This window comes from Micromonospora sp. KC207 (assembly GCF_004348615.1).
Lineage (GTDB): Bacteria > Actinomycetota > Actinomycetes > Mycobacteriales > Micromonosporaceae > Micromonospora.
This window is the reverse complement of record NZ_SMKJ01000058.1, coordinates 13,489-28,307: the sequence shown is the minus strand read 5'-3', so window position 1 is coordinate 28,307 and position 14,819 is coordinate 13,489. Positions and strand designations below refer to the sequence as shown.

Annotated in this window: 13 protein-coding genes; 7 read left to right on the top strand and 6 right to left on the bottom strand. The window is 72.6% G+C overall.

Translation table 11 applies throughout. The annotated features are described in order from the left end of the window. Nucleotides 1–405 precede the first annotated feature (405 nt). Nucleotides 406–876, bottom strand: a complete 471-nt coding sequence (locus tag E1258_RS10215; protein WP_243715315.1) for a YkvA family protein — start codon at nucleotides 874–876, stop codon at nucleotides 406–408. Nucleotides 877–1,190: 314 nt separating this feature from the next. Between E1258_RS10215 and E1258_RS10210 the strand changes: the two genes are divergently transcribed. The 3 genes from E1258_RS10210 (at nucleotide 1,191) to E1258_RS10200 (ending at nucleotide 5,329) form a co-directional block, all read left to right on the top strand. After that, nucleotides 1,191–2,981: an ATP synthase F0 subunit B gene (locus E1258_RS10210; RefSeq protein WP_132399036.1), complete on the top strand. Its 1,791-nt coding sequence runs from the start codon at nucleotides 1,191–1,193 to the stop codon at nucleotides 2,979–2,981. A 407-nt stretch (nucleotides 2,982–3,388) separates the two neighbouring features. Continuing rightward, complete coding sequence (locus tag E1258_RS10205; RefSeq protein ID WP_132399034.1) at nucleotides 3,389–4,294, top strand: bile acid:sodium symporter family protein; 906 nt, start codon at nucleotides 3,389–3,391, stop codon at nucleotides 4,292–4,294. A 252-nt stretch (nucleotides 4,295–4,546) separates the two neighbouring features. Further along, a complete protein-coding gene (locus E1258_RS10200; protein WP_132399032.1) occupies nucleotides 4,547–5,329 on the top strand; it encodes an inositol monophosphatase family protein in 783 nt (260 codons plus the stop codon). Nucleotides 5,330–5,514: 185 nt separating this feature from the next. On the opposite strand, the gene E1258_RS34545 is transcribed toward E1258_RS10200, so the two are convergent. The 3 genes from E1258_RS34545 to E1258_RS10185 all read right to left on the bottom strand — a co-directional run bounded on the left by E1258_RS34545 (nucleotide 5,515) and on the right by E1258_RS10185 (nucleotide 8,719). Next, nucleotides 5,515–5,886, bottom strand: coding sequence for a hypothetical protein (locus E1258_RS34545; RefSeq protein WP_243715314.1), 372 nt, complete (start codon nucleotides 5,884–5,886; stop codon nucleotides 5,515–5,517). A 377-nt stretch (nucleotides 5,887–6,263) separates the two neighbouring features. Further along, complete coding sequence (locus E1258_RS10190) at nucleotides 6,264–7,805, bottom strand: GMC family oxidoreductase (protein ID WP_243715313.1); 1,542 nt, start codon at nucleotides 7,803–7,805, stop codon at nucleotides 6,264–6,266. Between the two features lie 263 nt (nucleotides 7,806–8,068). After that, nucleotides 8,069–8,719: a TetR-like C-terminal domain-containing protein gene (locus E1258_RS10185; protein ID WP_132399030.1), complete on the bottom strand. Its 651-nt coding sequence runs from the start codon at nucleotides 8,717–8,719 to the stop codon at nucleotides 8,069–8,071. Nucleotides 8,720–8,814: 95 nt separating this feature from the next. Here E1258_RS10185 and E1258_RS10180 point away from each other — a divergent pair, with 95 nt between their 5' ends. The 3 genes from E1258_RS10180 to E1258_RS10170 all read left to right on the top strand — a co-directional run bounded on the left by E1258_RS10180 (nucleotide 8,815) and on the right by E1258_RS10170 (nucleotide 11,507). Continuing rightward, on the top strand, nucleotides 8,815–10,161 hold the full coding sequence (locus E1258_RS10180) for a carotenoid oxygenase family protein (protein WP_132399028.1): 1,347 nt from the start codon (nucleotides 8,815–8,817) through the stop codon (nucleotides 10,159–10,161). Nucleotides 10,162–10,324: 163 nt separating this feature from the next. Then, on the top strand, nucleotides 10,325–10,915 hold the full coding sequence (locus tag E1258_RS10175; protein ID WP_132399026.1) for a hypothetical protein: 591 nt from the start codon (nucleotides 10,325–10,327) through the stop codon (nucleotides 10,913–10,915). Continuing rightward, nucleotides 10,905–11,507, top strand: coding sequence for a copper resistance CopC family protein (locus tag E1258_RS10170; RefSeq protein WP_132399024.1), 603 nt, complete (start codon nucleotides 10,905–10,907; stop codon nucleotides 11,505–11,507). Before E1258_RS10175 ends, E1258_RS10170 begins: the two co-directional genes overlap by 11 nt. A 79-nt stretch (nucleotides 11,508–11,586) precedes the next feature. Here E1258_RS10170 and E1258_RS10165 read toward each other — a convergent pair whose 3' ends face one another. Both E1258_RS10165 and E1258_RS10160 read right to left on the bottom strand, forming a co-directional pair. Then, on the bottom strand, nucleotides 11,587–12,462 hold the full coding sequence (locus tag E1258_RS10165; RefSeq protein WP_132399022.1) for an SDR family NAD(P)-dependent oxidoreductase: 876 nt from the start codon (nucleotides 12,460–12,462) through the stop codon (nucleotides 11,587–11,589). Between the two features lie 25 nt (nucleotides 12,463–12,487). Beyond that, nucleotides 12,488–13,087: a carboxymuconolactone decarboxylase family protein gene (locus E1258_RS10160; protein ID WP_165949711.1), complete on the bottom strand. Its 600-nt coding sequence runs from the start codon at nucleotides 13,085–13,087 to the stop codon at nucleotides 12,488–12,490. Nucleotides 13,088–13,413: 326 nt separating this feature from the next. Between E1258_RS10160 and E1258_RS10155 the strand changes: the two genes are divergently transcribed. Beyond that, a complete protein-coding gene (locus E1258_RS10155) occupies nucleotides 13,414–14,478 on the top strand; it encodes a carboxymuconolactone decarboxylase family protein (RefSeq protein ID WP_132399018.1) in 1,065 nt (354 codons plus the stop codon). Nucleotides 14,479–14,819: the final 341 nt, after the last annotated feature.

The following is a 14,819-nucleotide window of genomic DNA, read 5'->3' as shown; positions in this document are numbered from 1 at the left end:
CCACACACCCCGAACCGCCATTGGTACGTGACACGGCGCGACCACCCGGCCCGACAGCGCACCCCTTCGCTCTGACCCCTTTGCTCTGCACCCGCCGACGCAACGGCCCACGCAGCGCAACGAGCCGTCGCGTCCCCCGCCCATCCGCGATTCCGTGTGCGCCCCGCTCGGCGGCCGTGTTGCGGGTATGGGTGCAGAGCAAAGGGGGTGTACGGGGTGTCCCGCGGATCGGCGGAACATGACGCAGAGTCAGGTCGACCGGCCGTCGGGAGTGGATCCGCATCCGGTCGAACTGGATGGGCGCCCCAATCGACGCCGCTGATCGCGGTCTGTTCCCGCATCCTCCCCACCATCGGCCTCGCCGCTCCCCGGCGGATCCTACGGAAAGTCGGGGATCGGTGGCTTTTAGTGTCGAGGCATGCTGTCGGCCTCAACCGCACGGGGCTCGTGTGACGCGGCCGACGCGCCGAGGAGCCGCTCGATGAGACGCGGCTCGCCCGGCCAGGCGGCCAGCAGGACGTCCCGGGGCACCTGCCGGCCGGCGTAGCGCAGGGCGAGCGCCACCACGACGATGTCGTCGAGGGGACCGATGACGGGCAGGAACTCGGGAATGAGGTCGACAGGGCTGGCCAGCCAGAGCCCGGCGACCAGGACGGCGATCTTCGCCCGGCGGGGCACCCGGGGATCCCTGCGCAGCCGGCGGACCGTGGTGACACAGTCCGGGATGAAGGCGGCGAGATCTCGCAGGACGCCGGGCGGCAGCCGGCGAGCCGACACGATCAGCAGCGCCCACGAGGCGACCAGCAGCACGACCGCGCCGGCCAGGGCGACGGCCCAGTCGCGCCAGGCCAGGTCGTGATCGAGTACGAGGCGCACGACTGGTTAGCGTAGTCGTGACCCGCACGGACTCGGGCACGCGGTGGGCGGGTCAGCAGGGGCCCTCGGGGTGCGCAGTGGTAGTAGGTCTTCGCCGGGTCGCTGCCGGACGACTCGCCGAAAGTCACCAGAGACGGAGTCTGCCGCTGGTCGGCCGGCCGGTCGGCCGTCGGGTCCGATCGGCTGTGGGAGCCGCCCCGGCGCCGGGCGCGGGCGACCCGACCGTCCACTTCGGCCCGACCGACGGGTGCGAGCCGGACGTACCCCGGCGTGAGGGCCGCCCGGCGTGGGTCCGCCGCCTCTGCTCGGGCCCGATGGATGGCAGTCAGGCGGATCCGGGGCGGGCTCGGCCGGCGGGCGGCGAGCCGGTGACGGCGGCTGCGGCCATCGAGAGAGCGGTCCTTCCACCGGCCGACCCGACGGGCGAGCCGGCCACCGACCGCAGCCGCCGCGAAAGAGCCCTCACCCGGCGCGTCGGGCGGCTGCGAGACCACCAGGCACGCCTCGAACAGGAGTTGGTGGACCTGCGGCACGCCACGGACGCGCGGGCGGCGGAAGTCGACCGGCTGCGCCGCGACCTCGGGGCCGCCCTGGACCGGGCTGAGGCCCTCGCGGCCCGTCTGCGGGAGTTCGGAGACGTCACGCCCGAGGAGTTCGCCGCCCGGACCCGCCGCCAGGGGCAGGACCTGACGGCGCGCGAGGGGGAGATCGGCCGCCACGCCGACGAGGCCGAGCGGCTGGTGGCGCAGGCCCGGCGACAGGCGGCGGAGCTGCTGGCGACGGCGAGGGCGGAGGCCGGGACGCGCATCGAGCGGGACCGCCGCGACGCCCACCGGCAGGCCGAGGCCACCGCCGAGAAGATCGTCGCCCGGGCCGAGAACCGCGCCGAGGCCCTCCTCGCCGAGGCCGAGCTTCAACTCCGCCGGCTTCGCGGCGAATCCCGATCGACGATCGCCCTGCCCGAACGCCCGGCCTTCCGCAGTGTCCGCAACGGGTACGTCAAGGGACAGGCCGACGACGCGGAGTTCCTGGTGCACGGCGAACCGCACGCGGTGGCCGAATTACTCGCCGCGCGGCAGGTCCCGTGGCTGACCCCCGACGACGTCGCCCGACTGCGCCGCCCCACCCGGTCGCGCCGGTACGCCCTCGCGGTCGCGGCGCTGCTCGGCGGCGCGCCCGAGGCCGCCGACGCACTCTGCCGGCCACCCGGCCAACCGCCGCTGGACTGGGTCCCCGCCTGGGCCACCCCCACCACGGGCGAGGAGACCGTGGGCCTGCCAGCGGCCGATGTCCTGGTCGACGCCCCGGCCGCGGCGACCGTCCTGGTCAGAACGCGCGAGCAACGGTACGTCTGCGTGGCGACGACGGACGGGGAACTGACGGTGTGGGAAGCCACCGACCTCACCCCCCTGTGGTCCGCCCGGCTGGACGGCAGCCCCCGGTCCCTGCGCCGCCGGGGGCGTCTGCTCATCGTCGAAGACGGTTACGGACGGGCGTTCGGCTGGGAAGTCGTCACCGGGCGGCCGGCGATGGTCGACAGCCCCGTCGCCCCGCCGGCGGCCGGTGACGGGGGTTGGGCCTCCCCGCCGGCCCCGCCCGACGGCGTGGGCCCGACCGCGCAGGTGGCCACCGAGTCGGGGCCGATTCTGCTCGTCGCCGATCCTCGCGGCGGTGTCCGGCTGCTGCGCCACGACGGCGGGCAGTGGATTCCCGCCGGTTGGCAGCCGACGCGCCACCCGGTCACCGCGCTCGCCGGCGTCGCGGCCGGCCCTCGGCTGACCATCGTCCGGGTCGACGGTGGCGAGGTCGTCGTCACGTCGCGGAACCTGCGCAAGGAGCAGCGGCGCGCCGGCCCCGAGCACCTGCTCGGCCGGTTGCCCGGCGACCCGGCGGCGCCCGGCCGCACCCGCCTGACCTGCACGCTTGCCGGTCGTGACCTGTTCGTGCTGGCCGAGGGGGAGTGGGTGCAGGCATGGTGGCTGCGGCCCGGCGGCCCCGCCCCTGCACCGCCGGCCGCACCCGCCGGCGACGGTCACCTCGTCTCGTCCGGCGCAGCCGCCCGTTGTCGTCGGTGCGGTCGCGCAGCTCACGGTCGAGCTCGATGAGCCGTTGCTCGGCCTGGCGGTAGCTCGCGGTGAGCCGGTCCAGCCGGCGGGTGAGCGCCTGGACCCGGCGTCGTTCGGGCGGCGGGCCGGAGTCGACGCCGTCCCCTCCCGCCGCAGCGGCGGTCGATGCCCGGTCCACGTGAGCCTTCCGTTCGGGGGCGCGTCGACGACTCGCCACCGGACGGTGGTGGCGCGGCGGCCTCGACAGTAGACGCGATCAACACGGCCGGCCGTCGCCCGAGCTGTCCGATCGGCGACACCGGCCCCGCCGGTGTCCGCCGTCGTGCGTGGTGCAGTGTGCAGCTGACGCCGATAAGGGCTTGCGCATCGGGCAACCTTCGAGAACCGGGGTGGTGGCCGGCGGTGTGAAACTCATGGATCCCTCACCCCCGGAAGGCGGAGTTCCCATGAGTAACGACACGGTGCTCATACTTTTCCCCATCGCCGTCGGCATCGTCATGCTCGGGCTCGGCCTCACGTTGACGCTCGACGACTTCCGCCGGGTGGTGCGCTACCCCAGGGCGATGGTGGTCTGCCTGGTCTCGCAGATGCTGATCCTGCCGGCGATCTGCCTGGGCCTGGTCGTCGCGTTCGACCTGCGGCCCGAGCTGGCGGTCGGCATGATGCTGCTCGCCGCCTCGCCGGGGGGCAGCACGGCCAGCCTCTACAGTCACCTGTTCAAGGGGGACCTGGCGCTGAACATCTCGCTGACCGCCGTCAATTCGGTGCTCGCGCTGTTCACCCTGCCGGTCATCGTGAACCTGTCGGTGGCGGGCTTCGTCGGCTCGGACAGCTCGATCGGCCTCCAGTTCGACAAGGTCGTCCAGGTGTTCGCCCTGGTGCTGGTTCCGATCGCCATCGGCATGGCCATCCGGGCGAGGTTCACCGATGCGGCCCTGCGCATGGAGCGCGCCGTCAAGGTCCTGTCGGTGGTGGTGCTGATCCTGATGATCTCCAGCGTGATCGCCGGCCTCGGCGCGGAGGTGTTCGACATCCTCGGCGAGATCATCCTCGTGGTGGTGGCGTTCAACCTGATCAGCATGGGGGTCGGCTACTTCGGCCCCCGGCTGCTGCGCGTCGGCGAGCGGGAGTCGATCGCCTCGGCGTTCGAGATCGGCCTGCACAACGCCAGCCTGGCCATCACCATCGGGATGAGCCCGACGCTGCTCGACAACTCCACGATGGCGATGCCGTCGGTGACGTACGGCTTCGTCATGTTCCTCACCGCCGCCGTCTTCGGCGTCGTCGTCTCCCGCCGCGTACGCGCGGGGACCGCCACCGGCGACCTCTCGGCGGCCCCGAGCCGGGTGTGACCCGCAGCCGCGCGGCCGGTGCGCGTCGATGGTGAACTGCACCGTCTACTCGTACCGGCCGACCATCACCTGACGCCCGGTTGTCGGCCCCGTCCGCGCCCCTCGGCGTGACGGGGCCGACGCGTGTGAGGCCGAACGGGCGCGGCCGTCTGGCCAGCCGCCCCGGCGTCCGGCGCATCCACGCGACTGGTGCCCGCGCCCGCGCGGTGCGAGGATCTCGACCGTCCCTGCCGACGACACGAGGAGAGCGCGATGGCCAGCGGTGCGGAGCTGGACGACTGCCGGCGGGTCGCCGAGGAGGCGGCGCGGCTCGGCGGCCGGGAGCTGCTGCGGCGCTTCGGCGACCACGGCCGGGTCGACCACAAGACGGCCTCCACCGACCTGGTGAGCGAGGCGGACCGGGCCAGCGAGGACCGCATCGTGGAGCTGCTGCGCGCCCGCCGGCCCGACGACGGCATCGTCGCCGAGGAGGGCAGCGGCCACGTCGGCCACTCCGGGCTGCGCTGGGTGCTCGACCCCCTCGACGGCACCGTGAACTACGTCTCCGGGATGCCGTTCTGGTGCGTCAGCGTGGCCTGCGAGGAGGAGACGCCGGACGGCTGGCGGCCGGTCGTCGGCGTGGTCCACGACCCGGTGCACGACGAGCTGTTCCACGCCGTCCGGGGCCGGGGCGCGTACCTGAACGACGCGCCGCTGGCCCGGCCCGCCGGCGCCGCGCTCGACGAGGTCATCCTCGCCGCCGGGTACGCCTACGACGTCGCCCACCGCAGGGTGCAGGCGGCCGTGGTCACCGACCTGGCCGGCGACGTGCGCGGGGTGCGGATGCTCGGCTCCACCGCGCTGGCCCTGGCCTGGATCGCGGCCGGCCGCTGCGACGCGTACGTCGAGGATCGCACCTTCCGCTGGGACTGGGCGGCCGGCCTGGTGATCGCCGTCGAGGCCGGCGCCGCCGTCGAGGTGAGCGGCAGCCGGGTGCTCGCCGCCCCGCCGGAGCTGATCGACGGGTTGCGCCCCCGGGTCGCCGCGCTGGGCTGACCGCCTCGGCGCCGGCCCGGGACGCCGGCGGCGCAGAAGTGCGGCGGGCCGCCCGGCGAGGGGGTGCGCCGAACGGCCCGCCACGTGTGGGAAGGCTCAGATGAACAGGGTGTTCGGGCCCAGGCCGCAGACGATCCGGCCGTACAGCTCGGTGTTGGTGTCGGGGTTGATCAGCCCGTGCAGGTTCATCGCGTTGACGTCCGGACGACCCGCTGGATCGGCACGTCCCGGTAGATGAACGTGCCGCCGCTGGCGGAGGCGAGGATGTCCACCGCCTCCTTGGCCAGTTTGGTCGCCCAGCCGTGGTCGGCGCGGACCCGGGCCCGCTCCTCCAGCGTCCACTCGGCGCCACTGGCCGCCTTGGCGTCGACCGTGTCGGCGGCGCGGTACGCGTGGAACTCGGCCTGGTCGATCTTCATGAGCGCGGTGCCGACCTTCAGGTGCGTGATCGGGGCCTCGCTCTGGTTCTCGTACTCGGTGTAGGTGATCTTCCGGCCGGGCAGCCGGTCGAAGAACTCGGCGCGGGCCAACTTGGCCACGCCGACGGCCGCGCCCACGCCGGACGCCGCCGCGTTCAGCGCCGCCAGGGGACCGCCAGACGGGGGAGTCGGCGTTGCCCCGCGACAGTCCCTGCGGGATCATCGCCGCGCTCATCGGGATGATGTGGCTGTTCGGGACGAACAGGTCAGTACACCGCATGTTCGCGCCCACGGGCGGCCCGCCGCACGTCGGACGGTGACCGCCGGGGCGCGACCGCGTAGGCCCGAGCCGGGGCGCGCAGGACCCACGGCTCCGGCAGCGACCGGCCCGGTCGGCGGTGATGACGTACGGGACTCAGCTCCCGGTGCGCCGTCGCGGGCCGGCGACGGCTGCGCCCACAGCTCCACACCGGCCACGGATCCCACCGCCGCCCGCCCGTGCCCGGTACGACCGGTCAGGACTGCCTGAGCCAGTCGGCGAGCCGCTCCCCGATCATGATGGAGGTGAGGTTGGTGTTGCAGTTGACGATCGACGGCATGACGGAGGCGTCGCAGACGTACAGGTCCTCGATGCCGTGCACCCGCAGCCGCTCGTCGACCACCGCGCCCTCGTCGCCGGCCGCGCCCATCCGGGCGGTGCCGACGGGGTGGTAGCCGCTGTCGAGGCTGAGCCGGACGTAGTGGCGCATCAGCTCGTCGTCGGCGACCATGTCCTCGCCGAGCACCACGAACCGCTGTCCCTTGTCGTGGATGCCCTCGGTCTGCATGAACTGCCAGCACTGGCGCACCGCGCCGACGAGGGTCTGGATGTCGCGCTCGGTGTCGAGGAAGTTGAGCACCACGTCCGGCGGCGTGGTGGGGTCGGCCGAGGTGAGGGTGAGCCGTCCCCGGGACTCGGGCCGCTGGTGCACGACCATCACCCCGAAGATGGTCTTCGCGGCGGCCAGCATCTGCAGCTCGGGGAAGAGCGTCAGGTCGAAGTGATTGATCATGTAGTACTGGAGGTCGTTGAACTCCGTCGACCCCGGCGCGGTGGTGCGCAGGATCGTCTGGAGGAACGCGTCCTCGGGGTTGAAGCTGCCCTCCTGCGGCACCATGAACGCGCCGGTGCGCGGGTGGTCGATCAGGTCGGCGCCCACCCCGGGCCGGTCCAGCACCACGTCGATGCCCAGCCGCCGCAGGTCGCCGGCGGGCCCGATGCCGGAGCGCAGGAGGATGGCGGGCGAGTTGACCGCCCCTGCGGCCAGCACGACGGTGCCGGCCTCGATCACCTCGGTGCCGCCGCCGGGCTTGGCGACCTCGACCCCGCGCGCCCGGTTGCCTGTGAACAGCACCCGGTTGACCTGGACCCCGGAGCGGATCTCCAGGTTCTCCCGCCCCCGGGCCTCGCTCAGGTATCCCATCGCGGTGGAGAACCGGTGGCTGCCCTGGCGGTTGGACGGGATGGGGCCGACGCCGGTGGCCTCCGGGTGGTTGTGGTCCTCGACCTCGGGGAAGCCGGCCTTGAGGCAGGCGTCGTGGAACACGTGCTGCACCGGGGCCATCTCGTCCTGCGCGAACCGGCGGATCGGGATGGGGCCGCCCTTGCCGTGGTACTCGTTGTCGAAGTCCTGGTCGTCCTCGAGCCGCTTGTAGAACGGCAGCACCTCGTCCCAGGCCCAGGCCGGGTTGCCCAGCTCGGCCCACTCGTCGAAGTTGTTCGGGGTGCCGCGCAGCGCGATGGTCGCGCCGACGGCGGAGGAACCGCCGGTGACCTTCCCGCGCGGGAAGATGATCCGCCGGCGGTCGGTGATCTCGGCCTTGAAGTGCCAGTCGTGGAGGTCCATCGACATGGCGCTGCCGTCGAGCAGGTCGGGTGGGGTTTCGGCCACGGTCGCGAAGTCGGGGCCCGCCTCCAGCAGCAGGACCCGGCGGGCGGGATCCTCGCTGAGCCGGGCGGCCAGCGCGGCTCCGGCGGAGCCGGACCCGACCACCAGATAATCGATTCCGTGCATCATCGGCGTCCTTCGGTGCGTGGGGGATGGGCGATCCTGTCGGCGTGGGCGGACAGGAGTGGATGCGCTTCCATTGCGGACGTGCTCGGGACCCGTCCTGAGCATCACACCGGGCTCTGGCCGTCGCTTCTCCGCCGTTGCTCACCGCCTCGGGGCGATGCGGTGAGGGCGCGTTCCACCAGGGACGCCACCGGCTGCCGGCGGGCCGGACGCCGGCGGGCCGGGTGCTGGGCGCCCGACGGCGGCGGGCCGGCTGCCGCGGCGGATCAGCCGCGGGGGGCGCGCCGGCGCCGGGCCCGGGCCAGCGAGGTGGCGGTCGCCTCGTACTCGTCGCCCGCGCCGACCATCAGCGAGCGTAGCTGCGCCTCGAAGCAGACGTCGGCGTCGTACGGGTCGATGAGGTAGCCACCGAGTTCGAGGCTCACCAGCCCGTGCAGGGCGATCCACATGTTCTGGGCGACCAGCAGCGGATCCCCGGGGCGGAACCGACCCTGCTCGGCGGCCCGGGCCACCGCGTCGACCAGCGGCTGGAGGGTGTACTTGCCGTGCTGCCGGTCGCCGTCGGCCAGGGCGAACCCGCCGAGCGCCGCGCTGCCGAACATGACCAGGTAGAGCTGCGGGTGGTCGAGCGAGTTGGCCCGGTACGCGTACCCGAGGGCCATCACGTCGGCGACGGCGTCGGAGGTGGCCCGCACGGTCGACATCCGCCGGTGCAGGCGGGCGAAGCCCTCGTGCACCATCGCCCGGACCAGGTTGTCCATGCCGCCGAAGTGCGTGTACACGGCCGTCGTCGAGGTGCCCACGGCGGCGGCGAGGCGGCGCGTGGTGAGGCCGGCGGCACCCTCCTCGGCCAGCAGCCGGGCCGCGGCCTCCAGCAGGGCGGTCGCCAGGGTCGGGTCGATTCGGCGCGGACTCACGTTGACATGATCTCACGCTCGGCGTACGTTCAATGAAGTAACGCTGTTACGTAACCGCGATACGTAAAAGATCGCGCCACCTCGTGGAGGATCCAATGAGCGTCGTCGCCTTCGCCCCCGAGACCCTTTCCCGCAACGACAACCGGCGCCCCGTCGCCACCGAGGCGACGGCGCTCGACCTGACGGTCACCGGGCGGCTGCCCGCCGAACTGGACGGCTGCTTCGTCCGCATCGGGCCGAACCCGATGGGCGGCGACCGGCCCGGCCACGCCCTGGTCGGCGACGGGATGGTGCACGGGGTGCGCCTGCGCTCCGGCCGGGCGCTGTGGTACCGCAACCGGTGGATCCGCACCGACCGCACCACCCGCGCCCTGGGCGAACTCGCCCTGCCCGGCCCCCGGCACGGGCTGTCCGACAACGCCAACGCCAACGTCATCCGCCACGGCGGGCGCACCCTGGCCCTCGGCGAGGCGGGCGTGCTGCCCGTCGAGCTGGACGACGAGCTGGGCTCCGTGGCCCGGCTCGACTTCGATGCCACCCTGCCGCACGGCTTCGCCGCCCACGCCGAGTGCGACCCGGTCACCGGGGAGCTGTTCGCCGTGGCCTACTACCACGAGCTGCCGTACGTCGAGCACCTCGTGCTGACCCCGGACGGGCGGGTGCGCCGCAGCGAGCGCGTCGACGTCACCGGGCCGCCGCTGATGCACTCGCTGGCGCTGACCGACCGGCACTCGGTGCTGTTCGACCTTCCGGTCACCTTCGCACCGGCGCTGGCCCAGGCCGGCTCCCGCTTCCCGTACGCGTGGTCGCCCGGGCGGCCGGCCCGGATCGGGCTGCTGCCCCGGGAGGGGCGCGGGGCCGACGTGCGCTGGTTCGACGTGGACCCCTGCTACGTCTTCCACCCCGTCAACGCCTACGAGGTCGACGACACCTGCGTGGTCGACGTGGTGCGCCACGACCGCGTCTTCGACCGGGACCTGCACGCCCCCGGCGAGTCCGCGCCGACCCTGTGGCGCTGGACGCTGGACCTGACCCGCGGCACCGTCGCCGCCGAGCAGCTCGACGACATCCCGCAGGAGTTCCCCCGCATCGACGAGCGCCGCAAGACGATGCCGCACCGCTACGCCTACACCGTGGCCATGCAGTCCGGGGCGGGGGTGCTGGGCGGCTCGGCGTTGCTGCGTCACGACCTGCTGCGCGGAGAGGTGGCGGTGCACGACTTCGGGCCGTGCCGGGAGGCGGGGGAGGCAGTGTTCGTGCCGCGCGGCCCGCTCTCGGCGGAGGACGACGGGTGGCTGCTGACCTACGTCCACGACGGGCGCACCGACCGCAGCGACCTGGTCGTGCTCGACGCCGGCGACGTCACCGCGGCGCCGGTCGCCGTGGTGCACCTGCCGGGCCGGGTGCCCAGCGGTTTCCACGCCAGCTGGATCGCCTCCTGAGCGGCTACGGCTCCGGTCCCGCGCAGGCGGATTGCCGACAGCAGCTGGGCAATCTGGAGGAACCGCGGAGCGGGCCGGCCGGTTAGCTTCGCGGCAAGCCGCTGTCCCGTCCTCCTCGGGCCGTAGTGCGAACTCCCCCGCGTTCCCACGGAAGGTGCCAAAGATGACCCAACCCCTCGCCGCCGCTCCGTCCTCGGGGCTGCTCGCGCGGCTCAACGGGGCCCACCACCGGGCGGCCCTCAACGTCTTCCTCGTCGTCGTGCTGGCGCACTGGGCCGAGCACCTGGTCCAGGCGTACCAGATCTGGGTGCTCGGCATGCCCCGGCCCAAGTCGCGGGGCGTGCTGGGCCAGTTCTTCCCGTGGCTGGTCTCCTCCGAGTGGCTGCACTACGGCTACGCCATCGTGATGCTGGTCCTCCTGTTCGCGCTACGCCGGGGATTCGTCGGGCGCGCCCGCACCTGGTGGACGGTGGCGCTGGCCATCCAGTTCTGGCACCACGTCGAGCACTTCCTGTTGCTGTGGCAGGCGCAGGCCGGCACCGTGTTCTTCGGCCAGAAGGTGCCGACCAGCATCCTCCAGCTCGTGCTGCCGCGGGTGGAGCTGCACCTGTTCTACAACTCGGTGGTGTTCATCCCCATGGTGATCGCGATGTACCTGCACCTGCGCCCCAACCGGCGCGAGCAGGAGCTGATGACGTGCAGCTGCGGCGGACACCGTGTCGCCGGCCGGCCTCTCGTGCCCCATGCCGCGTGAGCTGAGCCCCGCGTCCGGCGGCCGTCGACGGGCGGCCGTCGCCGCCGTGGTCGCGGCGGTCGCCGGGCTGTTCGCGCTCACCCCCGGCGCGGCCCGGGCCGACGGTGGCCTGGTCTCCGCCGATCCGCCGGCCGGCGCGGTGCTCACCGCCGCGCCGGCCGAGGTGACGTTGGACTTCGACGCCGGTGTCGACGAGGGGCAGTCGCACGTCGCGGTGCTCGACGCCGCCAGCCGGCCGGTCACCGACACCGAGGCGACCCGTGCCGGCTCCACCCGGCTGCGGCTGCCGCTGCGCCTCGGCGCCCCCGGCGACTACACGGTCGCGTACCACGTCACCTTCGCCGACGGCACGAGCGCCACCGGGGCGCACCGGTTCAGCGTGGGAACCGGCGTCGCTCCGGCCCCCCTGGACGACGCCGCGCGCCGGGCCAGCGCGGACGTCGTGGTCGACGCGCACGGGCACGGCATCGACGGCTTCAGCGCGTTCCTGCTGTTCGTCGACGGCGCGGTCCTGGCCGCGGTCCTCGCCCTGCTGTGGCTGCGGCCGCGCGGACGGGCGATGGTCCTGCGCGTCGACGAATCCCGGACCTGACGGGCGGCACCACATGAGAGCACCCCGGGCACCGCGAAGCGGCGCCGACGAGATCCGTCGGCGCCGCCCGTGCTCGCGGTCAGGGAATCGGGAAGAACGCCCGGACGAACTTCTCCCACCCGCGCTCACCGATGATCGCCCGCATCTTCGGCAGCAGCCGCGGCGGCATGCCGAGGCGGTAGCGGATGCGCGGGTTCGGGGTGGAGACCGCCGTCTCGAGGACCTTCGCGACGTTCTCCGCGCGTACGGCGATCTTGCCGCGCAGGGGCGGGTTGTCGCTGAGCCGGTACGCCTGGTGCCAGTCGACGAAGTGCTCCCAGAAGTCCCGGTACAGCGCCGGGTTCTCGTGCGAGTCCATGCCCAGGTCGGCGACGCTGTCGGGGACGAAGCCGCCCAGGATGGGCGCCGGCTGGAGCACCACCACCTTGATGCCGAAGGGGGCCACCTCCAGGCGCAGGGAGTCGCTGATGGCCTCCAGCGCGTGTTTGGTGGCCTGGTAGTAGCCCCGGCCCGGGGTGGCGAACATGCCGAAGATCGACGACATCATGATCACCCGGCCGCCGCCCTGCTCCCGCATCCCGGGCAGGACCATCTGGGTGAGCCGGCACAGCCCGAAGACGTTCGTCTCGAACTGGGCGCGGACCTCGTCCATCGGGGTCTCGCCGATGGTGCCGTTGAGGCTGTACGCGGCGTTGTTGATCAGCGTGCCGACCGCCCCGTGTTCGTCGGTGATCCGCTTGACCGCCGCGGCCATCGACTCCTCGTCGTTGACGTCCAGGTAGAGCACCGTGATGCCCTCGTCGGCGAGGTCGGACAGGGCCTCCACGTTGCGTCCGGTGGCGTAGACCGGCCAGCCGGCCCGGTGCAGTCGCAGCGCGGTGGCCTTGCCGCTGCCCGAGGACATGCCGGTGCCCGACGAGGCGCCGGTCAGCAGGATGGCGCGTGACTGGGTCATGATGGCGTTCCTTCCCGGCCGCAGGTCACTCGTCGCCCAGCCGCGCGATGCGGCTGCGGTCGACCGACGAGCCCAGCCCGGTGGCGTCGACCAGCCGGTTGATGAACGCGAACAGGCAGGCGCAGAAGACCGCCTCCAGCATCTCGGCGTCGCTCCAGCCGGCCGCCGCCGCCTTCTCCCAGTCCGCGTCGGTGATCTTGTACGCGCCGGTGCTCACCTTCGTCACCAGCTGCATGAGCGGCATGGTGCGCTCGTCGACCGGCAGTTCCTCGGCGGTGTTGGCGTTCGACACCGCCTCCAGCAGCTCGTCGCTGCCGCCGAACTGGCTCAGGAACCAGCTGTGCGTCCCGACGCAGTACGGGCAGCCGTTCAGCTTGGACGTCCAGGCCGAGATCAGCTCCTTGAGGTCCCGGGGCAGGGTGTCCCCGCCGAAGACGCCGCCGTAGCCGGCGAGCACCACCGCGAGCAGCCGCGGATTGGTGGAGGTGAGCCGGAACATATCGGGCACGAATGGCAATCCGGTGACCGCCTTGATTTCTTCGTAGAGTTCGGCGGTGCGACCCTGAGCCTGATCCTCGTCAATCAGCGGGACTCTGATTCCCGGCTGTCTCGTCGTCGTTTCCATGAGCCATCTCCTCGTTGCTCGGGCGATCCCGGGCCAGGCGGGCGACGTTGCGTTCCACGACGAAGTAGAGCCGCTGTCGGTGCTGGCCGCAGCAATCTCCGACGGGGCTGCGGGGCAACACGGATACGCTGGCGACGGCGGTCGGGCAGCGATTCCGCTGGCCCATGATGGCACGTCGTCGCAGCTCCAGTGCTCTCCCAGATTGCCTAGTGCGGGAACTGTCCCGCGGTTGAACCGACGGCGCGGTTGAACCGTACTGCCTACTGGCTGAGGCCACTTTTCGCCGATAACCTGTTTTCAATTCGTAGAGATTGATGAGGTACGTGATGCCGGCAAGTGTTCTGCGACCGGTGCTGGGCGCGCTCGGGTTGACGCAGATCCGATACGTCGACGCGGTGCGTCGCGGGCGGGCCAGTGGCCTGGTGGCCGAGGTGTACAGGCAGGTGGAAAGGGACTTCGGTGTGCTGGCTCCACCGGTGGCCCTGCACGCCCCGGCCCCCGAGGTGTTGGCCGCCGCGTGGGTGCTGCTGCGGGAGACACTGATCGTTACCGGCGCCGCCCCGCGCGAGGCCAAGGAGGCGGTGGCCACCGCGGTCTCGCTGGGCAACGCCTGCCCGTACTGCGCGACCATTCACAACAACTCGCTGGGTCTGCTCGCCAGCGCCGGCGTCGACGGGTCGGCCCGCCCCGATCCCGCGCGCGCCGGCGGCGCGGCGGAACTGGAGGGGATCGTCGGCTGGGCGATGCCGGCCGACGGGAAGACACCGCTGGACCGGCCGCCGTTCCCCGCCGCCCAGACACCGGAACTGGCCGGGGTGGCGGTGCTGCTGCACTACCTCAACCGGGTGGTGAACGTGTTCCTGCGCGACGTGCCGCTGCCGCCGGGGGTGCCGGAGGTCGCGCTGCCCGTGGTGCTGCGGGTGCTCGGCTGGGCCATGATGGGCGCGTCGCGGCGTCCGCACGGGCCGGGTCTCTCGCTGGACCTGCTGCCGGCCGCGCCGCTGCCGGCGGACCTGTCCTGGGCGGCCGGCCACCCGACGATCGCGGAGGCGTTCGGCCGGGCGTGCGCCGTGATCGACGAGGCGGGCCGGCGTTCGGTGCCCGAGGCGGTCCGCGACCTGGTGCTGATCAACCTGGTCGGCTGGCACGGCGGTCCGCGGGGGATCAGTCGGGCCTGGGTGGAGGAGTTGGTCGAGGGGCTGCCCGAGTCCCAGCGGCCCGTCGCCCGGCTGGCCCTGCTGATCGCCTTCGCCTCCTATCAGGTGGACCCGGCGGTCGTGCGGGACTGCCGGCTGGCCGGCGCGGACGACCGGACGCTGGTGGAGATCTCCTCCTGGTCGGCTATGGCGGCGGCCCGGTGGCTGGGCGGGCAGCTCACGGGCCAGTGCTGATCGCCTCCGGACAAGGGCTCGCATTGCCGACCAATTCGGATAGTCGCTGTGTCTGTCAGATTAAATCGTCTCGCCGGGCGTGGGAACATTCGAAACCCCGTATTGATTGATCTCCTTGCATGGTATCGTCCTAGTCCATCCGGACGACTTAGGATACTCACCGTAAGCGCCGTCCGATGCCTTTCGGTCCGCACTTACACTACCCGACCAGGCTGGTGGGCTGGCATTTCTCCCACAATTTAGGCCTGGTAATCGAACACCTGTTCCGCTACGGTGCGACGACGACGTCGTGGCGACCCTGGCAGGACCACGTCGCCGGTCGCGGGGATGACCCCCCGTGA